Origin of the sequence: Pseudomonas sp. 44 R 15 (assembly GCF_900004965.1) — a bacterium.
In the GTDB taxonomy this organism is placed as follows: Bacteria; Pseudomonadota; Gammaproteobacteria; order Pseudomonadales; family Pseudomonadaceae; genus Aquipseudomonas; species Aquipseudomonas orientalis_A.
The window spans coordinates 20,519-40,380 of the sequence record NZ_CVTU01000105.1 but is presented as its reverse complement, the minus strand read 5'-3'; the positions used below and the strand labels follow the sequence as shown (position 1 = coordinate 40,380).

22 protein-coding genes are annotated in these 19,862 nt (G+C 61.7%); 9 read left to right on the top strand and 13 right to left on the bottom strand.

Going from position 1 to position 19,862, the window contains the following annotated elements; all coding sequences use genetic code 11:
* The first annotated feature begins 164 nt into the window (after positions 1–164).
* Both BFP93_RS18880 and BFP93_RS18875 read left to right on the top strand, forming a co-directional pair.
* Complete coding sequence (locus BFP93_RS18880) at positions 165–1,115, top strand: nucleoside-specific channel-forming protein Tsx (RefSeq protein WP_065884702.1); 951 nt, start codon at positions 165–167, stop codon at positions 1,113–1,115.
* Between the two features lie 14 nt (positions 1,116–1,129).
* The gene (locus tag BFP93_RS18875) at positions 1,130–2,158 is read left to right on the top strand and encodes a purine-nucleoside phosphorylase (RefSeq protein WP_065894274.1); all 1,029 of its coding nucleotides are present in this window, start codon (positions 1,130–1,132) and stop codon (positions 2,156–2,158) included.
* 106 nt (positions 2,159–2,264) lie between these two features.
* On the opposite strand, the gene BFP93_RS27710 is transcribed toward BFP93_RS18875, so the two are convergent.
* The 3 genes from BFP93_RS27710 to BFP93_RS18865 form a co-directional block, all read right to left on the bottom strand.
* Positions 2,265–2,438, bottom strand: coding sequence for a metallothionein (locus BFP93_RS27710; RefSeq protein ID WP_083203250.1), 174 nt, complete (start codon positions 2,436–2,438; stop codon positions 2,265–2,267).
* A gap of 89 nt (positions 2,439–2,527) precedes the next feature.
* On the bottom strand, positions 2,528–2,983 hold the full coding sequence (locus tag BFP93_RS18870) for a DMT family transporter (protein ID WP_065884704.1): 456 nt from the start codon (positions 2,981–2,983) through the stop codon (positions 2,528–2,530).
* Between the two features lie 4 nt (positions 2,984–2,987).
* Complete coding sequence (locus BFP93_RS18865) at positions 2,988–3,476, bottom strand: DMT family transporter (RefSeq protein WP_065894272.1); 489 nt, start codon at positions 3,474–3,476, stop codon at positions 2,988–2,990.
* A 115-nt stretch (positions 3,477–3,591) separates the two neighbouring features.
* Here BFP93_RS18865 and BFP93_RS18860 point away from each other — a divergent pair, with 115 nt between their 5' ends.
* The 3 genes from BFP93_RS18860 (at position 3,592) to BFP93_RS18850 (ending at position 5,398) form a co-directional block, all read left to right on the top strand.
* Positions 3,592–4,524, top strand: coding sequence for a LysR family transcriptional regulator (locus BFP93_RS18860; RefSeq protein WP_065884706.1), 933 nt, complete (start codon positions 3,592–3,594; stop codon positions 4,522–4,524).
* A gap of 140 nt (positions 4,525–4,664) precedes the next feature.
* Positions 4,665–5,024 (top strand): type II toxin-antitoxin system Phd/YefM family antitoxin, encoded by a 360-nt coding sequence (locus BFP93_RS18855; RefSeq protein WP_170876043.1) that lies wholly within the window; start codon positions 4,665–4,667, stop codon positions 5,022–5,024.
* Positions 5,021–5,398, top strand: coding sequence for a type II toxin-antitoxin system VapC family toxin (locus BFP93_RS18850; RefSeq protein WP_065894269.1), 378 nt, complete (start codon positions 5,021–5,023; stop codon positions 5,396–5,398). The genes BFP93_RS18855 and BFP93_RS18850 overlap by 4 nt, the downstream gene beginning before the upstream one ends.
* 27 nt (positions 5,399–5,425) lie before the next feature.
* On the opposite strand, the gene BFP93_RS18845 is transcribed toward BFP93_RS18850, so the two are convergent.
* Positions 5,426–6,745, bottom strand: a complete 1,320-nt coding sequence (locus BFP93_RS18845; RefSeq protein ID WP_065894268.1) for an Nramp family divalent metal transporter — start codon at positions 6,743–6,745, stop codon at positions 5,426–5,428.
* 38 nt (positions 6,746–6,783) lie between these two features.
* On the bottom strand, positions 6,784–8,340 hold the full coding sequence (locus BFP93_RS18840; RefSeq protein WP_065894266.1) for a DUF726 domain-containing protein: 1,557 nt from the start codon (positions 8,338–8,340) through the stop codon (positions 6,784–6,786).
* A 244-nt stretch (positions 8,341–8,584) separates the two neighbouring features.
* Between BFP93_RS18840 and BFP93_RS18835 the strand changes: the two genes are divergently transcribed.
* Positions 8,585–8,986, top strand: a complete 402-nt coding sequence (locus tag BFP93_RS18835; protein ID WP_065884711.1) for a RidA family protein — start codon at positions 8,585–8,587, stop codon at positions 8,984–8,986.
* Here the strand turns inward: BFP93_RS18835 and BFP93_RS18830 are convergent.
* Positions 8,976–9,872, bottom strand: a complete 897-nt coding sequence (locus BFP93_RS18830; protein WP_065894264.1) for a LysR substrate-binding domain-containing protein — start codon at positions 9,870–9,872, stop codon at positions 8,976–8,978. The genes BFP93_RS18835 and BFP93_RS18830 overlap by 11 nt on opposite strands.
* A gap of 67 nt (positions 9,873–9,939) precedes the next feature.
* A complete protein-coding gene (locus tag BFP93_RS28595; RefSeq protein ID WP_130138709.1) occupies positions 9,940–10,122 on the bottom strand; it encodes a hypothetical protein in 183 nt (60 codons plus the stop codon).
* On the opposite strand from BFP93_RS28595, the gene BFP93_RS18825 reads away from it, so the two are divergent.
* Together BFP93_RS18825 and BFP93_RS18820 are read left to right on the top strand one after the other, a co-directional pair.
* Positions 10,114–11,922: a monovalent cation:proton antiporter-2 (CPA2) family protein gene (locus BFP93_RS18825; protein WP_065894262.1), complete on the top strand. Its 1,809-nt coding sequence runs from the start codon at positions 10,114–10,116 to the stop codon at positions 11,920–11,922. The genes BFP93_RS28595 and BFP93_RS18825 overlap by 9 nt on opposite strands.
* Positions 11,923–11,994: 72 nt before the next feature.
* A complete protein-coding gene (locus BFP93_RS18820; protein WP_065894261.1) occupies positions 11,995–12,549 on the top strand; it encodes a hypothetical protein in 555 nt (184 codons plus the stop codon).
* A gap of 115 nt (positions 12,550–12,664) precedes the next feature.
* On the opposite strand, the gene BFP93_RS18815 is transcribed toward BFP93_RS18820, so the two are convergent.
* From BFP93_RS18815 to BFP93_RS18790, 6 genes are all read right to left on the bottom strand, one after another.
* Entirely contained in the window at positions 12,665–13,384 is a 720-nt protein-coding gene (locus BFP93_RS18815) for an alpha/beta hydrolase (RefSeq protein WP_065894260.1), read from the bottom strand.
* 12 nt (positions 13,385–13,396) lie between these two features.
* Positions 13,397–14,152, bottom strand: a complete 756-nt coding sequence (cobF, locus tag BFP93_RS18810) for a precorrin-6A synthase (deacetylating) (RefSeq protein ID WP_065884716.1) — start codon at positions 14,150–14,152, stop codon at positions 13,397–13,399.
* Positions 14,153–14,197: 45 nt separating this feature from the next.
* Complete coding sequence (locus tag BFP93_RS18805) at positions 14,198–14,752, bottom strand: histidine phosphatase family protein (RefSeq protein ID WP_065894259.1); 555 nt, start codon at positions 14,750–14,752, stop codon at positions 14,198–14,200.
* Positions 14,753–14,829: 77 nt separating this feature from the next.
* Positions 14,830–16,149: an MFS transporter gene (locus BFP93_RS18800; protein ID WP_065894258.1), complete on the bottom strand. Its 1,320-nt coding sequence runs from the start codon at positions 16,147–16,149 to the stop codon at positions 14,830–14,832.
* A gap of 34 nt (positions 16,150–16,183) precedes the next feature.
* On the bottom strand, positions 16,184–17,716 hold the full coding sequence (locus BFP93_RS18795) for a class I adenylate-forming enzyme family protein (protein ID WP_065894256.1): 1,533 nt from the start codon (positions 17,714–17,716) through the stop codon (positions 16,184–16,186).
* Between the two features lie 3 nt (positions 17,717–17,719).
* Positions 17,720–18,898, bottom strand: coding sequence for an acetyl-CoA acetyltransferase (locus BFP93_RS18790; protein WP_065894253.1), 1,179 nt, complete (start codon positions 18,896–18,898; stop codon positions 17,720–17,722).
* Between the two features lie 146 nt (positions 18,899–19,044).
* Between BFP93_RS18790 and BFP93_RS18785 the strand changes: the two genes are divergently transcribed.
* Positions 19,045–19,617, top strand: coding sequence for a LuxR C-terminal-related transcriptional regulator (locus tag BFP93_RS18785; protein ID WP_065884721.1), 573 nt, complete (start codon positions 19,045–19,047; stop codon positions 19,615–19,617).
* Positions 19,618–19,862: the final 245 nt, after the last annotated feature.

Below are 19,862 nucleotides of genomic sequence, written 5' to 3'. Positions count from 1 at the left end.
CATTTTCTGATCAAAGAGACGGTTATTTCCGCCTTTTCTCAGTCGATTCAGACCATTGACGAAAGTTGGTACAGCCTGTGCAAACGTTTGCGGAACGAACCTGGTCGCCAGGTTCACCCTGCCCGAGCAATCGGGTTCAAACCGCGTACGAATAGGGATTTTCAATGCACCCCACCTCAACGCCTCGTGCTTGCCTTGGTGTTTCCTTGCTACTGGCCGCCGTTACGGGACTACTCAGTGCACCCATTTTGGCGCACGACCAACCTTCGGATGACTCGGCACAGGGCGAAACCCTCAGCCCCGAGGCCAGCCCGCCGGCGAAAAAAGGCGCTTACCTGTCGGAATGGTTCAACCAGGACCTCACGCTGATCGGCAGCAAGGACATCAGCTTCGGTCCCAAGCCCCAGGACGACGTCTACCTGGAATACGAGTATTTCGGCCGCAAGGGGCCATTCGAGCTGTACGGCTACATCGACGTGCCAAAGATCCTCGGCATCGGTAACAGTAACGACAAAGGCGCGTGGGACCACGGCTCGCCCGTGTTCATGGAACATGAGCCGCGTATCTCCATCGACTACCTGGCCGGTCGCAGCCTGGCGATCGGGCCGTTCAAGGAATGGTATGTGGCGTTCGACTGGATCTACGACCACGGCAGCAACAAAGAGAATCGCGCCAATACCCTGTACAGCGGCCTTGGCACCGACATCGACACCCACTCGCGGGTCAACCTGTCGGCCAACTTCTACGGGCGCTACCAGTGGGAAAACTACGGCGCCAGCAATGAATATTCCTGGGACGGCTACCGCGCGCAGATGAAATACATCGTGCCCATCGGCAAATTCGACAACGGCGCCTCGCTGACCTACATCGGTTTTACCAACTACGATTTCGGCTCGGACCTGCACAAGGACAACCCGGCGCGCACCGCCAATTCCCTGGTGGCCACCAACGTGTTGTTGTACTCGTTCACCCATCTGCGCTTCACCCTGGTCGGCCGTTACTTTCATAACGGCGGCAACTGGGAGGATGGCAGCGAGTTGAATTTCGGCGAAGGCAACTTTCGCGCCCGCTCCGACGGCTGGGGTTACTACGCCGGCGTGGGCTACCAATTCTGATCAAGGAGCTGCAGATGAAAACTTTAACCCGCCTCTCGATGGCCATCGGCCTCGCCCTGCTGCCCCACGTGGTGCTGGCGGACAGCGCTGCGCCGATCAAGCCCAAGGTGATGTTGATCACCATGTTCGCCCCCGAGGCGCAAACCTGGATCGATCGCCTGGAGCTCAAACAGGAGGTACGCGTGCCCGGCTTGTCCGCCGAGTACCCGGCGATTCGCTGCAACACCCAGGACGTGTGCCTGCTGGTGACCGGCATGGGCCAGACCAACGCCGCCGCCTCCACCCTGGCACTGGCCCTGTCGCCCAGGTTCGACCTGCGCCAGAGCTATTTCCTGATCGCCGGGATTGCCGGTATCAGCCCCAAGCATGGCACCATCGGCACAGCCGCCTGGGCGCATTACCTGGTGGAATTCGGTACGCAGTGGGAGCTGGATTCCCGCGACGCGCCCAAGGATTGGCCGACGGGTTATATCGGCATCAACACCAAGGGCCCCAATGAAAAACCGCCGCTGGACTACAAGACCGAAGTCTTCGAGCTCAACCCAAAGCTTCAGGCCAAGGCGTTTGCCTTGTCGCACAAGGTTGAGTTGACTGAAAGCAAGGAGTCCGCCGCCTGGCGCAAGCACTACCCCGCCGCCCCGGCCAATCAGCCGCCCCAGGTCACACGCTGCGACACCCTGGCGGGCAATACCTGGTTTTCCGGCACCCGCCTGAGCGAACGCGCCGAGGTGTGGACCAAACTGCTTACGGACAACAAAGGCGAATACTGCACCACCCAGCAGGAAGACAACTCCACCTATGAAGCGCTGCTGCGCGCCAGCCGCGAAGGGCTGGTGGACATCCAGCGCCTGGCGGTGGTGCGTGCAGGCTCCGACTTTGACCGCCCGTACCCGGGCTACAGCGAAGTGGACAACCTGCTCAAGTACGCCGACCAGGGTGGGTTTGTACCGGCGTTGGAGAACCTCTACCGCACGGGCAATCCGCTGGTACAGGCGATCCTGAACAACTGGTCGGCCTGGGAAAAAGGCGTTCCAGAGGCCTGATACAGATCCAACTGTGGGAGGGGGCTTGCTCCCGAAAGCGATGCATCAGCCAGTACGTGATTGGCTGATCACCGCTATCGGGGCAAGGGCCCGCCGATCAATCATCTCAGGCGTTGGCAGACGACTTGGCGCATTCGCAACCCGTTGCCGCCGCGCACGGCTCACCGTGCGCATGATGCTCGGCGCAGCCCTGGCAGCAGTAGCCCTTGCCGTCCTTCATTATCGCGTCGACACCCAGTACGCATTTGCAGTGTGGGCAGGCACAGGTTTGATCCGGCATGGTCAGACTCCTTCTTCATGGTCGTCACGGCGCGGCGAATGCCACACCTTAAACAGTGACTCCAGGCACGGCGCCAAGGTTCAGCGCCGTCAGTCAGCCTGACGCGTATTGCTGCGATACATGAACACCAGGGCCAGGGCCAGGCACAGCATCGCCACGATCCGGCTACCGGACAACTCGATCGCGGGGTTGCCCAGCCAGCCGAAGTTGTCGATCAGCATGCCCATGCCCAATTGCCCCACGATCACCGCTACCGTGGCAACCGCCGTACCCACCACCGGCACGGCGCCGACCATTACCATCATGTACACCACGCCGAACAGGGCACCGGTCAACTGCCACTTGGGCACCTCCAGCAAACTGACAGCCTGGGCGGGCTCAAAGAAAAAAATCAGCAGCGCGGTGGTGAGCGCACCGACCGCAAAGGTCAGCAGGCTACTGCGCAACACCCCGACGGTCTGGCCCAGACGACCGTTGATGGCGGCCTGCACGCTCAATACCGCACCTGCGGCGACCACCACGACCAACAACACAATCAGATTCATCGCCTTACCCTCGTGCAATCAGAACAAGTGCCGCCACAATCAACGCCAGGGCTATCCAGCGCTCCACATTGACCCGCTTGCGCGCCGTGCCGAACCAGCCGAAATGGTCGATCAGCACGCTCTTGCCCACTTGGCCGGAGAGGATCGCAATCATCGTCATGGCCACACCGATATGGGGCGTGGCCAGGGTCAGCACCACCACGTACATCGGCCCCAGGAAACCGCCGATCAACTGCCAGCGCGGCAGTTGCGTGAAAGCCGGGCCCTTTTGCGGGCCGCTGAACAACAACAGCAGAAACAGGATCGCCGAGCCGACGCCAAAGATGCTCAACGTGGCCCATAAATGCCCGACCTGCCCCCCCAATGGCCCGAGCAAACCGGCCTCCACCGACAGGCCCATGCCTGCCAGGATGACCAACGGCAGCAACAGCAACCGAAGCATGTTCCGCTTCGGCCGCGACTGGGCCGTACCTTCGATAGAACCTGCCTGCATACATCACCCGCACTTCAAGAAAAAAACAGGGGTGCATTATCCGGTGGTCGAGTTGTGCGATAAATGGCAGCATGCAGACAACACCTTTGCGCAAAACGCACAGCCCGGAGCCGCCATGCAAGGTTTGAACGAGTTGAGTTTCAAGGCGCTGCGCCTGTTCGTCGCGGTGCTGGACCAAGGCAGTTTTTCCGAGGTAGCGCGCCGCGAAGGCCTTGCGCCCTCCTCCATTTCGCGGCAGATCCAACTGATGGAGCAAGCCCTCGGCCAGCAGTTGCTGTACCGCCACACCCGCGCCGTGAGCCCCACCGAAGCCGGTCGCCTGCTCGGGCGGCATGCGCGGCTGATGCTCGAGCAACTGGAGACTGCCAGCCAGGCCCTGCAAGAGCAGGACAGCGAACCCAGCGGACTGGTGCGCATCAATGCGCCAATGGTGTTCGGCCAGCGCCACCTTTCGCCGTGGCTGGGGGAACTGTGCCGACGCTATCCGAAGCTGCAACTGGACATCCAGCAAACCGATACCTTCGTCGACCCGCTGCAAGACGGCACCGACCTGCTGTTTCGCATCGGCGTACTCAATGATTCCAGCATGCAGGCGCGGATCTTCGCGCCGCAACGCTTTCGCCTCGCCGCCAGCCCCGCCTACCTGGCGCGGCACGGCACGCCGCGCCATCCCGACGAACTGGTCAATCACCGATGCCTGGCCTACAAGGGCATCAAAGGCCAGGAGCGCTGGTTCTTGCGTCGCGACCAGGGCGACTGGAGCGCCTACAGCGTCAAGGGCCCGATTACCGGCAACCACGCCGACACCCTGACCCACGCCGCCGAGCAAGGCCTGGGGCTGGTGGTGTTTCCCTCCTGGCTGATCGGCGAGAGCCTGCGCGCCGGTACCTTGCAGGCGGTGCTGACCGAGTACGAGGTGGCAACCACCCTGGAGCCCCAGCAGATCGCGGCGTTATGGCCGGGCAGCCGCAGGCTCTCGCTCAAGGTGCGCACGGTGATCGATTATTTCGTGGAGTGTTTTGGGACGGTGCCGTATTGGGATCGGTGAGTTCCCCTGAACGTCGAACGGACATCTGTGAGGGGAATTCCTACGGAAAAATGTAGGCTGATTCTGTTTTTCCGGGCCAGCATTCCCTGGTACGCCGAGCTGCGGCAGACTCTCGGCGAAACCTATTTTGGAGTAATGCCATGGATGTCATGTACTGCAAACCGTCGCCCACTGAACGAGCGGCTTCAGCAGGTGGTTCAGCCATTTTTGATAGCTCACGTAGTTTTGGCTGTTTTTGGCCAAAACACGGGGAAAACCAGATGACCATCATACCTTTGGGCGAGGCAAAAAATAATCTGTCGAAATGGGTCGATGAGGCTGCCGCCGGCAAAGTCATTACCATCGCCAAGCACGGCCGCGCAATGGCGCAGCTTGTTCCCATCGGCAAGTCCAAGGCTCGGCGAATCGGTGCGATGAAAGGCAAGCTGGTGATCCCCCAGGACTTCGACGCGCCGCTGTCGAAAGACCTGCTGGATGCGTTCGAAGGTGCCCATTCATGAGGGTGCTGCTGGATACCCATATTCTGCTTTGGTCACTCAATGATGACCCGAGGTTATCCAGCAAAGCGCTCAGATTGATTGAAAATGCCGCCGATGTTTACGTGAGCGCCGCGACATTCTGGGAAATGGCCATCAAGGTCAGCATGGGGAAGCTCGATGTCGATCTGGACGAAATCCGTGATCACTGTTTGGAGAGCGGGTTTATCCAATTGCCGATCACCTCAGAGCACGCTATTGCGGTCAAGGAGCTCGAGCCACATCACAAAGATCCCTTCGATCGACTGATTGTCGCCACAGCAATCAGTGAACCCATGAAACTGTTGACCTCTGATCCGCAAGTTGCCCATTACAGCCCTCTCGCCATTCTGGTGTAGGTCATGACCCAGCAACAGACAGATCACTCAGAACACCCACTGCCCGATCAACCAGGCATTCGCTCCACTGATCACCGCAAATAAAAACCATGCCAGCAATCGGGTGGGCAGGCGGTTAACGAACGGTCCCATCAGTTGCTTGTCGCCGGTCATGCGGATCAGCGGGTATAGCGCGAAGGGCAACTGCAGGCTCAGGACCACCTGGCTCAGAATCAGCAGCTTGCCGATGGCGTCGTCGCCCATCAGCCACACCCCGAGAAACGCCGGGATCAGCGCCAGCCCACGGGTGATCAGGCGGCGCTGCCAGCACGGGATGCGCAGGTTCAGGTAGCCCTCCATGATCACCTGCCCGGCGATCGTGCCGGTGAAGGTCGAACTCTGGCCGGAGGCCAGCAAGGCGATGCCGAACAGGATGCTGGCGAACGCGCCGCCCACCAGCGGGTCGAGCAGATGATAGGCGTCCTGAATTTCCACCACGTCGGTATGGCCGGTCTTGTGGAACGCTGCGGCGGCCAGCACCAGGATGGCCGCGTTGACCAGCAGGGCCAGGGCCAGCGAGCCGATGGTGTCGATGCGTGCCAGCTTGACCGCGTCCTGTTTGCTGGCCAGGTCCTTGCCGATCAGGCGGGTCTGCACAATGGAGGTGTGCAGGTAGAGGTTATGCGGCATCACGGTCGCACCGAGGATACCGATGGCCAGGTACAGCGGCGCGGCATCGCTGATGGCTGACAGGGATGGGGTGAAGCCACTGAACACGTCCGGCCAGTAGGGTTTGATCAACACCAGTTCGATGAAGAAACACACGCCGATGGTCGCAACCAGCGCCAGCATGATTGCTTCCAATCGGCGGAAACCACGGTTCTGCAAGGCCAGGATCAACAACGTGTCGAAGGCGGTGATGACGATACCGGTGGTCAGCGACACACCGAGCAGCAGGTGAAACGCCAGGGCGCAGCCGAGCACCTCGGCGAGGTCGGTGGCGATGATGGAAATTTCCGCCAGCGCCCACTGTGTGCGTGCCGAGCGCTTGCTGTAGCGCTCGCGGCACAGTTGCGCCAGGTCCTTGCCGGTCGCGATACCCAGCCGCGAGCACAGGCACTGCACCGCCATCCCCGCGAGGCTCGCCAGCAACACTACAAATAACAGGCTGTAGCCATAGCGCGACCCGGCTTCGATGGCGGTCGCCCAGTTGCCGGGGTCCATGTAGCCGATGGAGATCAACAGGCCGGGGCCGGCGAACATCAGGGCGCGCTTGAAAAACGACGCTTTGGGGTCAACGGCAACGGAGCCGGCCACTTCCGGCGGGCAGAAGGGGGCGGTAGCAATTTTCGGCAGGCTGAATTTCACGCGGTATCCCAGGCAAACACACAAGTCAGGGCGCCAGCTTAGCAGTCCGACGCGACCGAGCGCATCACCGTCTCCCGGGGCAGGTCAAACGTTTCAACCACTTGCACCACCAGGTCCAGTTCCTGATTCAGCGCCTCACGTTCCAGGCGCTGGCGAATCACGCCGACCACCAGCACCGCAAGGGTTGTGATCGAATAAGCCGGCCCGGAAAACGCCCGTACGCCGCTGACCAGCAACATCGCGGCCGCCACCGCCTGGCCCACCACCGGAATCGCCGTGGCGGCACCGCGTCGCACAATAAACCCGGTAAGCCCGGCCAATGCGGTGCCGCTCAAGGCGGTGGTGGCCGAACGGCCAACGTTGAAACGCCTGAACAAGCCTTGCTCTTTGTGCATCGCGGCCTTGAGTTCGGCCTCGAACGCCTGACGGTCGGCAGCGCTGAGTTTGTCCTGGTACTGCTCGATCAGCGTTTGCGCAACCTGCGCTTCGATATCCGCCAGGGCAACGCTGGCAACGGCATCGTCGAACTTGATGCCCAGGCGTTGCGCCACCGCTTCGGCGATCTGCCGATAGGCCACACCGTGACCACGGGCCAGGTTCATAAAGCTGTCGCCGCCCATGCGCTGCAACTCGATGGCGAGCTTGCGCGGTTCGCGCACTCCGGCATCAATCGAGGCACTGCGCTTTTGTGCCATCAACTCGGCGAGAAATTTCAACTCATCCGGTCGCGCCTGCATCAGGATCGGGAACAAGTCCGCATCCTCTTCGGCAAAGCGCACTTCACTGCTGCGCAGGTCAGCGCGGATCAGGCCCCGGCGCTCCTGCAGCAGATCGGTGTACTGCACCACTGTTTTCAACTGCGGCCAGTAGGCGGCATGGTCGAAACTGGCCAGGTGAACATTGGTGACCTTGGCCTTCAGGGCCGGCGTCACTGCGATGGCATAGCGGCCAATGCAACGCTCGGTGTCCGGCTTCATCGCCAGTGCCCAGTCCTTGCTGGAGTGGCAATTGATCACCCGCCCCCTGAGCGGCGCCGTCACCGCCTCCCACGGGCTCGACGTACAAATCGCCCCGCCCATCAGCAACAGATTGTTCAACGGCAGTTCATGGGCGATTTCAGGGCTGGCCAGCACACTCTTGACCACGATCCGCGCACCCAGAGAGTGACCGATGAGATTGATTTGCCGCACCTGGAGCGATTCGGAGTGCAGGTAGCTCGCCAGCTCGGGCAACAAGGTCCTGGCCACTTCATCGACACGCGCCTCGACACTTTTGTAATGGTCGAGAAAGTAAGCAATCGCCTTGCCCACCCCCACCGTCGCCGCGCCCAGGCCGCCTCCGCCCAGCATCGAGGCGATCACCTCCTTGAACGGCGCAAACAGGTTTTCCAGAAAGTGCCCCGCCGGCCAGAACAGCATCAGGTTGGTCGAGCCTTCAATGCCCGCCAACTGTTCCTTGAAGCCAGCCAACTGCTGCCGGCTGAAAAACGCCGAATAACCGTGAACATAGAGATTGAGCACGTCCCCCTGGGGCTCGCCGCACAGTACAAACGTGGGCTTGCGGGTACGGTGCATTTCATCCCACTGGTGCTGCATGGGGCGGTGACTCCTGGTGACGAGGGAGGAGGATAGTATCAAAGGCCAGGGTTGAACGTCGTGCCGCAGGGGGAAAAGGCCTGCGCTGGCGCCCTCTTTCTTGCGTGAACCTGCACCGCAGCCACCCCACAAGGATTCGCCGATTATCCAGGTGGATGGAAAGTCATGGCATAAATTCGGGATTTTGTTCGCGTATTGGCTGCTATAGCCTGGGTTCAGTCCTTTACCGAACCGAGGAATCACCATGAGCAAGCCCGAATTTTTTGTCACCCCAGGCTACGGCGATTACATGCGCCAGCACCTGCATTATTCGCAAGCGGTAAAAGTCGGCGATCGCGTGGAAACCTCAGGCCAGGGCGGCTGGGACGATGAGTTCCAGATTCCCGCCGACCTGGCGGACGAAATCGCCCAGGCCTTCCATAACCTGGAACGCACCCTCGCGACCGCCGGCACGTGCTGGGAGCACGTGATTCACGTCAATTCCTACCACGTCGGCGGTTTTCCGCCCGAGGTCAACGAGGCGATGGTCAAGCACTACCGTCAGTACATGCCCAACCATGCGCCGATCTGGACGCAGGTGGGTGTCGAAGCCCTGGGCTTGCCGGCGATGCGCGTGGAAATCCGCGTGACTGCGATTATTCCCTGACCCCGAACGTATGAATCACCCACTCGACAAACACCCTGAGTCGCGCGCTCTGATGGCGATTGGGTGGGTAGAGAATGTGCAGCGGCGTGGCCGGGCGTGACCAGTCCGACAACACGCTGACCAATTGGCCATTGTCCACGTAGTGCTGCACGATTGACTTGAAATGCTGCCCGACGCCCAAGCCTGCCAGCAGCATTTCCTTGAGGCCGTTGCCGTCATTGCTGGAGTAGGCGCAATCGCCCACCTCGATGCACCTGCCGTCCCGCTCGAAAACCAGCGGCTGGGCCTTACCCGACCCGGCAGAGAAATAGCCGGCCTTGAGGTGGTTGTGCGCCAGGTCTTCCGGGGATACCGGCAGCCCCCGACGCGCCAGGTAACTGGGCGCGGCGCAGGTCAGGTATTGCAGGTCCGCCACTTTGCGGCCGATCATCGCCATGTCATCAAGCTTGCCGGCGCGGATCACGCAATCCACGCCCTCCCCCACGATATTGACCGCACGATCACTGATCCCCAGGGCGACGGTGATATCCGGATACTCACGATGAAAATCCACCAGCGCGGGAATCAGCAGGCAGTTGGCAAACGACGCCGGCGCATCCACCCGCAGGTGCCCGCCGGGTTTGAGCAACTGACCGCGCATGGCACTGTCCACTTCATCCAGCTCCGCCACCAGGCGACGGGCCTGCTGGCAATACTCCAACCCATCGGACGTCGGCGTCAGGACACGGGTGGTGCGGTGCATCAACTGGACGCCCAGGTGCTTCTCAAGGTCGATGATCAACTTGCTGACGGTGGAACGTGGCAGCCCCAGTTGGTCAGACGCACGGCTGAATGAACCGGTGTCGACGACACGGACGAAAGCGCGTAGGGCAAGGAGCTGGTTCATGAGGTTGACTTATCCAATATAATCGATCTTCACCTGACCACCGGAAAACGTCGCAATGATCGCCAACTCACCGCCCATCGCGCGGGTGGCAGTTGCGCGACATGCCGATGTAATCCTGTGTATTCAATGCCCTAATCCAGGCAAACATGCCACCCCACGCGGCAAAAACACAATTATCACGCGGTAAAAAGCGCTCTAATACGCGCCAGTCGATTTGGTTTTGAGCATCCTGGAGTTCGTAATGCCCCATGAAGGCAACCTGTTACAAGCAGCCGTGGTATTCCTGTTCGCCGCAGTGCTGGCCGTGCCCCTGGCCAAGCGCCTGCAACTGGGCGCGGTGCTGGGCTATCTGTTCGCCGGTGTGATCATCGGCCCCTCGGTCCTGGGCCTGATCGGCAACCCGCAAAGCGTGGCGCAGTTCTCCGAATTGGGCGTGGTGCTGCTGCTGTTCATCATCGGCCTGGAGCTTTCGCCCAAACGCTTGTGGGTGATGCGCAAGGCGGTATTCGGTGTCGGCCTGGCCCAGGTGCTGCTCACCGGGCTGGTCATGGGCGTGGTGGCGCTGTGGCTGTTTGGCCAGTCATGGAACAGCGCGATTGTGCTGGGCCTGGGCCTGGCGCTGTCCTCCACCGCGTTCGGCCTGCAAAGCCTGGCCGAGCGCAAGGAACTCAACCAACCCCATGGGCGCCTGGCCTTTGCGATCCTGTTGTTCCAGGACATCGCGGCAATCCCCTTGATCGCCATGGTGCCGCTGCTGGCCGGCAGCGATCATCCGACCACCGAAGCCCAGGGCGTGCAGCACGTCTTGCAGATCCTGGGCAGCATCGCCGTAGTGATCATCGGCGGGCGCTACCTGTTGCGCCCGGTGTTTCGCATCGTCGCCAAGACCGGCCTGCGCGAAGTCTCCACCGCCACCGCGTTGCTGGTGGTGATCGGTACCGCCTGGCTGATGGAACTGGTGGGCGTGTCCATGGCTCTCGGCGCTTTCCTCGCCGGGCTGCTGCTGGCGGACTCCGAATACCGCCACGAACTGGAATCCCAGATCGAACCGTTCAAGGGCCTGCTGCTGGGTCTGTTCTTTATCAGCGTGGGCATGGGCGCCAACCTCAGCCTGCTGCTCAGCACACCGCTGGTGGTGATCGGGCTGACCTTGCTGTTGATCGGGTTGAAACTGCCGCTGTTGTACGCCGTGGGTCGCAAGGTGGGTGAGCTCAATCGTGAAAGTGCCCTGCGCCTGGGCGTGGTGCTGGCGGCCGGCGGTGAGTTTGCTTTTGTGGTGTTCAAGATCGGGCGCGACCAGGGCCTGTTCGAGCCGCATCTCTACGATGTGCTGGTGCTGACCATCACCCTGTCCATGGCCGTGACACCGCTGCTGCTGTTGATATGCCCGAAGCTGTTCAAACCCAAGGTCAAGTCGGTGGACGTACCCGAGGAATACCGCGCCATCGAAGGCGATGCACCGCGTGTGGTGATCGCCGGCATGGGCCGGATGGGCCAGATCGTCGCGCGTATCCTGCGCGCGCAGAACGTCTCGTTCATTGCCCTGGACACCTCGGTGGAAACCATCGAACTGACCCGCAGTTTCGGCGGCATGCCGGTGTTCTACGGCGACCCGCAACGCCCGGAAATCCTGCATGCGGCCAAGGTCGAACAGGCGGAGTTCTTCGTGATCGCCATGGATGACCCGGAGATCAACATCAAGACCGCCGAACTGGTGCGCAACCTCTACCCGCACATGAAGATCATCGCCCGCGCGCGTAACCGCCAGCACGTACACCGCCTGGTGGACCTGGACGCCTCACCGGTGCGTGAAACCTTTTATTCCAGCCTGGAGATGAGCCGACGCACCCTGGTCGGCCTCGGCTTGAGCCAGGCTCAGGCCGATGCGCGCATCGACCGCTTCAAGGCCCACGACCAGCAGGTCCTCGCCGCCCAGCATGCGGTGTACGACGATGCGGCCAAAGTCATGCAGACTGCCCAGGAAGCCCGTACCGAACTGGCGCGCCTGTTCGAGATGGATCGACTGCAAGAAGAGTCCGACAAGGTGTGAGGTGGCAGGTGAACGATCTTGCGATTTTTCTGACAGAATACGCCGCAATTTCGTTCATCTCTGGAGCGCTTCATGGCCACGTTCACCAAGACCGCACTGCTGCTGGCCCTCGCGCTTACCGCCGGCAGCGTATGGGCTGCCTCCAAGGCGACCACGCAAACCATCTCCACCCTGGGCGGCAAGTTCACCTTCGACCTGCCCAAGGCCTACACCGCCGACACCCTGCCTTCCGGTAAAGCCGATGATGGCACCGCCGATACCCAGGGCACCCTGTACGCCAACGCTACCACCAAAAGCGTGGTGATCGTCGCCGAAACCGTACGTAACGATGGGGTAGCCATCAAGGACAACGACCCGCAGTTCCTCGATGGCGCCGTAGCCGACTTCGTCAAGAACCAGAGCGCCGCCCTGCCCGACTTCAAGAAGCAAAACGAGAAAAAACTCACCTACAAAGGCCTCGGCCTGCGGCAAGTCGACAGCACCGCCACCCAAGGCGGCGGCAAGACGTTGAACTCCACCTTTCTCGGCGGTTCCGGCAATCAGCTGCTGGTGATCCAGGCGATTTCGCGCGCGGATGATGTGAAGGGGCATGCTGCGCTGGTCAAGCAGATTACCGGCGGCAAGTAAGCCAATCTCCAATGTGGGAGGGGGCTTGCCCCCGATAGCGGTGTGTCAGTCTCAATATCTTTGACTGAAAGATCGCTATCGGGGGCAAGCCCCCTCCCACATTTTCAACTGCGTTTCACTTCAAACTTTTCTCCAGCCAGGCTTTTAAATCCTGGATTTCCGCTTCGCTGATCGTATGGTTCATCCCGGGATACCCATGAAATTCCGGCTTCAACCCAATCCCCTCGAGCACCGCATTCGCCCGCGTCCCCAACGCATAAGGCAGCGCCTGGTCCAACGTGCCATGGCCGATAAAGATCGCCAGCTTGCCCAACGCTTCATCCTGCTTGAGCTCGGCCTTTAGCACCGGCAACACACTGCCGCTCAAGGCCGCTATGCCACGCAGCAGCTCGGGTCTGCGCAAGCCCACTTCATAGGACATGATCGCTCCCTGGCTGAACCCGACCAGAAACACACGATCACTCATGGTGTGGTACTTGGCGGTGGCCTTGGCCACGAAGTCTTCAATCAGCCTGGCGCTGCTGTGCAGATCGGCGGTCACGCCATCGTAGTCACCGTCACCGGGGGCCTTGGTGAACCAGCGATAGCCACGTGGCTCCACCGGCAGCGGCGCACGTACCGACAGGTAGGTCCAGGTGGAAGGCAGCGCATCCTTGATGCCGAACAGGTCTTCCTCGTTGCTGCCAAAGCCATGCAGGAAAATCACCAGCGGCTGGTTGCGTGAATCGCCCTGGGTTTGCTCCAGGTACGACAGCGGCAAGTCGGTGTGCAGGTCGGCATCCGCCTGGGCGACACCGGCCAGCAGGGTCAGGGTGAGCGCGAGCAATTTGAGCATGGAAACTGTCCCTCAGGGTTTGCGCAACAAATAGGTGTCCATGATCCAGCCATTGGCGAGCCGCGCAGCCTTGCGTACCCGTTGGATGTCTTGCGCCACGTCAGCCACTTTGCCGCTGATCAGGATTTCGTCCGGCGTGCCCAGGTAGGCGCCCCAATAGATGTCCAGGTCTTGATCGGCCACGCTGCGGTAGGAGTCTTCGGCATCGAGCATCACCACCAGGGTGTCGGCATCACTCGCCTGCCCCGCCGCCAAGCGCCGCCCGGTGGTGATTTCAATGGATTTACCGATCCGGTTCAACGGCACTTTATGCCGGGCCGCCAGGGCCTGCACGCTGGTGATGCCGGGGATCACCTCAAACTCGAATTCACAGCGGCCGTCGGCCAGGATCGCCTGCAGGATGCGAATGGTGCTGTCGTACAACGCCGGGTCACCCCAGGCCAGAAACGCGCCCACTTCGCCGTCGGCCATTTCCTCGTTGATCATACGCTCGAAGGTTTGCTGCTTGTCGCGGTTGAGGTCACGCACGGCGGTGGTGTAGTCGATATCACCGCGCGCGCGCTCAGGGCAATCGGCCTCGACGAAGCGATAGCCGGGCTCGGTGATATAGGTCTCGCAGATTTCACGCCGCAGGTCGATCAGTTTGTCCTTGCTCTGGCCCTTGTCCATCAGGAAAAACACGTCGGTGCGGTTCAGCGCCTTCACGGCCTGCATCGTGATGTAGTCGGGGTTGCCGGCGCCGATGCCGATGATCAGGATGCGTTTCATGGGTTGCTCTCATTGCGGAGCGTGGATTTTGCCATGATCGGGGCGTCAGGCGTGAGTTTCCAGGCGCAGGCGCCAGACTGCATTGAAGCGCAGTTCGGTGCGCGACAGCGGTTCAACGTCGATCCGGTAGAACATCGAGACCGGGCACTGCATGACGAACAGCAGCGCAGCGCGGATAACGAACGGATGGGTCACTGCCAGCACATGGCCGGGCTGACGTTCCTGGGACTTGATCCAGTCCCCGACCCGCCTGCACAACTGCCCCAGCGTCTCGCCACCATGGGGCGCGGCGGCACTGTCGGTGAGCCAGGCGTTCATCTGATCACTGTCGAGATCGCCGAGAGCCTGGCCTTTCCAGCGCCCCAGGTTCAGGTCGCGCAGCGACTCTTCGATGCACGGCTGCGCACCGAATAACGCCGCCGTCTGCCGGGCTCGTGCCTCCGGCCCGCACACCAGGCGCGCAGCCTTGGGGTAATGGCCTGCCAAAGACAGTTGCGCGCTTTGCCAGTCCATGAGCAGCGACTCGTCATCGGCAAAACGTGCCTGTTTCTGCGCCGCCGTGGCCGCATGGCAGATCAGGGTCAATCGGGTAGCCTGCACGCCATTCGCTCCGCCGGGATCAGGCTGCCAAGCCTGGCGCAGTTAACGCCTCGATGCAACGCCCGGCGACCGCGCCCTCAAGCCAATGCCGCCGCCGCAGGCACTGCCGCCGGGCTGGTGCTGGCCACAAAGTCCTCCTTGCGCAGCAGCACCAAAGCGATCAGCGACACCACCCCGGTCGCCACATAGAAGTACCAGGGCGAGGTGATGTCACCGGTCACCTTGATCAGCCAGGTGGAGATCAGCGGCGCGCTGCCGCCAAACACCGCAACGGGCACGTTGTACGCCACGGCAATCCCGGTGGAACGGATGCGCGTGGGCAGCAGTTCGCTCATCAGCGCATAGGTGGACGAAGCGTACAGGCCGAACAGAATCGCCACCGCCATCAACGGCGCGAAGAAGGTTGCCGGCGTGGCGGTCGGTGCCATCTTGAACAGCCAGAACATCGCCAGGGTCGCCAGTGTGCCGATCACCATCAGGAACGGCTTGCGCCCGTACCTATCGGTGAAGGCGCCGCCGAACGGCATGACGAAGGCCGCCGAGAAGCTGGCGACGAACACATAAAGCAAGGTGGTGCCGCTGTCGAACTTGAGAATCTTGGCCATGTAGGTCGAGGCAAAGGTCAGCACCAGGTAAAAGATCGAGCTGTGCAAGGTGATGATGAAGAACACCAGGGCAATCGCGCGCTTCCACTGCCAGACTTCGCGCAGGGGTGCGCGAGAAGTTTGCCCGGCGCGTTGCAGGGCAAGGAACTCGGGGCTGTCTTCGAGCTTGAGGCGGATGTACATGGAAATGAAGCCCAGCGGCGCGGCGATCAGGAACGGCACGCGCCAGGCCCAGTCCTGCATCATGTCGGCGCCCAGCACCCAGGTCATGCCATTGGCCACGGCGCCGCCCAGCAGCAGGCCAAGCACGGCGGTGACCATCAACCAGCAGGTGGCAAAGCCGCGTCGGCCGGGACCGGCGTATTCGGAAATGAAGCTGGTGACCGTGCCGATTTCACCGCCCGCCGAGAAGCCTTGTACACAGCGCACCAGGATCAACAGAATCGGGGCGGCGATGCCCAGGGTCGCGTACGTGGGCAGCAAACCGAGCATCACCGTGGAGCCGGTCATCATCACCAGCGCCATGATCAGGGTTTTACGCCGGCCGATCTTGTCCGCCAGCGGGCCGAAGAACAGCCCGCCCAGGGGCCGGATGAAGAAGCTCAGGGCGAACGCGGCAAAACTGGCCAGCAGGCTGGTGGTGGGGTCGTCGGAGACGAAGAACGCCTGGCCGATATAGACGGCAAGAAAGCCGTAGACGCCATAGTCGTACCACTCGATCAAGTGGCCGGAGGTGGCACCGAGAAACGCGCGGCGGCGTTTGCGGACAGTGTCGTGCGCGTGATTGCCCATCGAGGGGGACTCCTTGTCTGTTTGTCGATCCATGCTAAAACGCGGCGATACTCGCCGCTTTGAGCGATTGCCGCAAGTCGGTCTTGAGGATTTTGCCGTAGCTGTTCTTGGGCAATTCGCTGCGCCACACATATTTCTTGGGTTTCTTGAACGATGCCATGCGCGCCAGGAACCAGGCCGTCAGCTCGGCTTCGTCGAGGGGCTGGCCGCTGCGCGTCACCACAAACGCCACCACCGACTCGCCCCACTGCGGGTCCGGTTCACCCACCACGCACACCTCAAACACCTCGGGATGCTGGGCCAGCACCTCCTCGACTTCGCGCGGGTAGACATTGCTGCCGCCGCTGATGATCACGTCCTTGGAGCGATCCGTGAGGGTCAGGTAGCCGGCGGGGTCGAGGAAACCGATGTCGCCGGTCAGCAACCAGCCATCGACCAGGGCCTGGCGCGTGGCCTCGGGGTTGCGCCAATACCCCTGCATCACCGTAGCGCCACGTACGGCAATTTCGCCGCGCGTTCCCATGGGCAGCGGTTGGTGCCCGGTATCAAGGATGCGGATTTCCACACAGGCTTGCGCATGGCCGACGGACGCGGCCAGGGTCGCCCAATCAGGGCGTTGACGGTCGGCAATCAGCCCACGGGGCAGCACGCTGATGGTCATCGGGCTCTCGCCCTGGCCGTAGATCTGCACCAGGCGGGCGCCAAAGGTGTCGACAGCATCGCGCAAGTCGGCCAGGTACATCGGGCCACCGCCGTAGACTATGGTCTTGATGCCTGCGCCGCTGTAGCCCTGGCGCCGCGCCTGCTCGACCATGCGCTTGACCATGGTCGGCGCGGCAAACAGCGAAACACTGCCCAGCTCGGCCGCCAGGCCAAACAGCTCGGCGGCGTCAAAACCATTGGACGCCGGCACCACATGGCGCGCGCCGCAGCGTACGTGAATGAAGTTATAGAGCCCGGCGCCATGGGACATCGGCGCGGCATACAGCGCCGCATCGTCGGCGCTCACCGGATCGACATCGGTGGCGTAACACAACGACATGGCGATCAGATTGCCATGGGACAGCATCACCCCCTTGGAACGCCCGGTGGTGCCGGAGGTATAGAACAGCCAGGCAAGGTCGTGATCCTGGCGCGGCACCGGTTGCTCCCGTGTCGCCCCGCCAGGGTCATCAGGCGGCAGCACGTGACCATCGAGCTCTGTGCAGCGCAGGGGTAGGTCCTGCGCTGAAAACACCCGGCCGCCATCGGTAAAGATCAGGCGGGCCTGGGCGTTATCGGCGATCCACGCCGCCTCGGTCGGATGCAGCTTGGCGTTGATCGGCACCGCCACCGCACCCATCCACCAGATGGCGTAGAGCAACTCCAGGTAGTCGCAGCTGTTTTTCATCAGCACCGCCACCGCATCCCCCGGCTGCACGCCGTGCTGGTCCTGCAACTGCGCGGCGCGCTGGCGCACGTGGGCGGTGAAGGTGGCGTAGTCGGCCACTTGCCGGGCGCCGTCGAACAGTGCCGGGCGTTGCGGGTCGCGACGTTGGGTATCGTGCAACCAATTGGCGATGTTCATGGCTCAGTACCGGCGCGCATGCAGGACCGAGGCGTAGTTGGCCACCGCCATTCCACCCATGTTGAACACCAGCCCGAACTCCGCGTTGGGCACCGCCAGGCCGATCGGCTCGCCGGTCAATTGCCGGAACGCCAGGGCATGCATCGAGACACCCGTCGCGCCAACGGGATGGCCCTTGGCCTTGAGCCCACCGGAAAGGTTCACCGGCAAGCGCCCGCCCGCGCGCACCACACCGCTGTCGAGTACACGGTGCCCCTCGCCTTTGGGCGCCAGGCCCATGGCTTCGTAGATCAGCAGCTCGGCGATGGTGAAGCAATCATGCACCTCGGCGAAACTCAGGTCGGCCAGGGTCACACTGGCCCCGCGCAAGGCGGAGTGAATGGCCCGCTGCGGGCCTTCAAACGCGAGGATGTCGCGCTGGGCGATAGGCAAGGTGTCATTGACCTGGGTCATCGCGCGAATCTGCACATCGCGACGGAACGCCCGCGCGCGCTTGGGTGAAGCCAGGATGATCGCCGCCGCACCATCGCTGATCAGCGAGCAATCGGTAAGGCGCAGCGAATCGGCTACGAACGGGTTGCTCTGGGACACATTGTTGCAGTGCTCGAAATTCATCTCCCGGTGCATCTGCGCCAACGGGTTGGCCATGGCATTGGAGTGATTCTTGGTGGCAATCGCCGCCATCGAGCCCAGCGGGCTATGGTAGCGCTCGGCGTATTGGCGCGCGGCGCGACCGAACAGCTGCGGGAAACTCAGGCCGGCCTCGGCGGCATCGTTCTGGTAACCGGCACCGGCCAGCGCCTGGGTGACGGCAGCCGTGGAGGTGTGGGTCATTTTTTCGGCGCCCACCACCAGCACCAACTCGGCGCTGCCGGAGAGAATCGCATTGACCCCGGCCTGGATCGCCGCCGAACCGGATGCACAAGCGTTTTCGCAGCGCGTGGCCGGCTTGAAGCGCAGCCCGGGGTCGGCCTGCAGCAGCAATGACGCGGCAAAACCGTCGGGCACCAGCCCGGCATTGAAGTGGCCAAGGAACAGCGCATCGATTTGCGATGCCTCAAGGTCGGCATCGCTGAGGGCCTCACGCGTGACCTGAACAATCAGATCCTCCAGCGTGGTGCCTTCCAGACGACCAAAACGCGAATGACCAGCGGCAACGATAGACACGCAATCAACAGGCATAATCAATTTCTTCTGTTCTTCAACCGGACTTCCCCTACAATGAACCAGCTCTGGCCGCACGCCAATTCGTGTAACTACTTACATGGATAAGTAGTTTTACAAGGATAAGTATTCGCCAGTGAGTTGAACAACGAGGCAGGATGCCCATGACCGTGTTTACCCAGCCCTTGCAAGACCTCGAACGCCTGGCGTTCAAACTGTCCCCCGCTCCGCAGTTGGTCACCAGCAACCGCGTGATACTCGACTGCAACGACGCGTTCCTGAAACTGTTCGGCTATGCCCGCGAGGCGCTGGTCAATCAGTTGACCTTGCTGATCTACCCGTCCAAGGCCGACTACCACGCCATCGGCAAGCGCAGCCATGATTGGTTGCTCGACAGCGACAACGGTTTTTATTCCGACGAGCGCTTCATGCAGCATCGCAACGGCGAGGTGTTCTGGGCCAAATCCCATGGCTACACTCTTACGCCCAGGGACCCGTTCAAGCTGATGATCTGGCACTTCGAACGTCTCGACCGCAGTCACCAGGGCACCGGGGACTTGACGCCGCGGGAGCGCGAGATTGCCATGCATATCGTGAACGGGCTCAAATCAAAGGAAATCGCCCTGCGCCTGGGGATTTCCCACCGCACGGTTGAAGTGCATCGGGCACGGTTGATGAGGAAATTGCAGGCCAAGACGGTGGTGGAGTTGGTGTCGAAGATTATTATGGTGGCGTGAGGGGGGTCTTCGGTTGGGTTTGTTGGTTTTGGTGGGAGGGGGCTTGCCCCCAATGACGGCCGAACAGCCAACGCGTATTTACCTGACACTCCGAGGTCCAAATGTGGGAGGGGCGGTGCGACGATTCGACTTGCCCCCGATGGCGGCCTCAGGGCCGACCAGGATGTTGGATCAGATCGAGTACATATCCGTTTCTGCGGTAACGGCTGCTTAGGGTTCCGCCCTGACGGCGGGTCACTTTGGAA

Bases quoted from the DNA above. Each gene is read 5' to 3' on its own strand.
- BFP93_RS18790 (WP_065894253.1), bottom strand. From the start codon at position 18,898: ATGCCTGTTGATTGCGTGTCTATCGTTGCCGCTGGTCATTCGCGTTTT.
- BFP93_RS18835 (WP_065884711.1), top strand. From the start codon at position 8,585: ATGAGCAAGCCCGAATTTTTTGTCACCCCAGGCTACGGCGATTACATG.
- BFP93_RS18840 (WP_065894266.1), bottom strand. From the start codon at position 8,340: ATGCAGCACCAGTGGGATGAAATGCACCGTACCCGCAAGCCCACGTTT.
- cobF (WP_065884716.1), bottom strand. From the start codon at position 14,152: ATGAAACGCATCCTGATCATCGGCATCGGCGCCGGCAACCCCGACTAC.
- BFP93_RS18815 (WP_065894260.1), bottom strand. From the start codon at position 13,384: ATGCTCAAATTGCTCGCGCTCACCCTGACCCTGCTGGCCGGTGTCGCC.
- BFP93_RS18855 (WP_170876043.1), top strand. From the start codon at position 4,665: ATGGATGTCATGTACTGCAAACCGTCGCCCACTGAACGAGCGGCTTCA.
- BFP93_RS28595 (WP_130138709.1), bottom strand. From the start codon at position 10,122: ATGGGGCATTACGAACTCCAGGATGCTCAAAACCAAATCGACTGGCGC.
- BFP93_RS27710 (WP_083203250.1), bottom strand. From the start codon at position 2,438: ATGCCGGATCAAACCTGTGCCTGCCCACACTGCAAATGCGTACTGGGT.
- BFP93_RS18820 (WP_065894261.1), top strand. From the start codon at position 11,995: ATGGCCACGTTCACCAAGACCGCACTGCTGCTGGCCCTCGCGCTTACC.
- BFP93_RS18830 (WP_065894264.1), bottom strand. From the start codon at position 9,872: ATGAACCAGCTCCTTGCCCTACGCGCTTTCGTCCGTGTCGTCGACACC.
- BFP93_RS18795 (WP_065894256.1), bottom strand. From the start codon at position 17,716: ATGAACATCGCCAATTGGTTGCACGATACCCAACGTCGCGACCCGCAA.
- BFP93_RS18785 (WP_065884721.1), top strand. From the start codon at position 19,045: ATGACCGTGTTTACCCAGCCCTTGCAAGACCTCGAACGCCTGGCGTTC.
- BFP93_RS18860 (WP_065884706.1), top strand. From the start codon at position 3,592: ATGCAAGGTTTGAACGAGTTGAGTTTCAAGGCGCTGCGCCTGTTCGTC.
- BFP93_RS18800 (WP_065894258.1), bottom strand. From the start codon at position 16,149: ATGGGCAATCACGCGCACGACACTGTCCGCAAACGCCGCCGCGCGTTT.
- BFP93_RS18880 (WP_065884702.1), top strand. From the start codon at position 165: ATGCACCCCACCTCAACGCCTCGTGCTTGCCTTGGTGTTTCCTTGCTA.
- BFP93_RS18865 (WP_065894272.1), bottom strand. From the start codon at position 3,476: ATGCAGGCAGGTTCTATCGAAGGTACGGCCCAGTCGCGGCCGAAGCGG.
- BFP93_RS18875 (WP_065894274.1), top strand. From the start codon at position 1,130: ATGAAAACTTTAACCCGCCTCTCGATGGCCATCGGCCTCGCCCTGCTG.
- BFP93_RS18825 (WP_065894262.1), top strand. From the start codon at position 10,114: ATGCCCCATGAAGGCAACCTGTTACAAGCAGCCGTGGTATTCCTGTTC.
- BFP93_RS18850 (WP_065894269.1), top strand. From the start codon at position 5,021: ATGAGGGTGCTGCTGGATACCCATATTCTGCTTTGGTCACTCAATGAT.
- BFP93_RS18870 (WP_065884704.1), bottom strand. From the start codon at position 2,983: ATGAATCTGATTGTGTTGTTGGTCGTGGTGGTCGCCGCAGGTGCGGTA.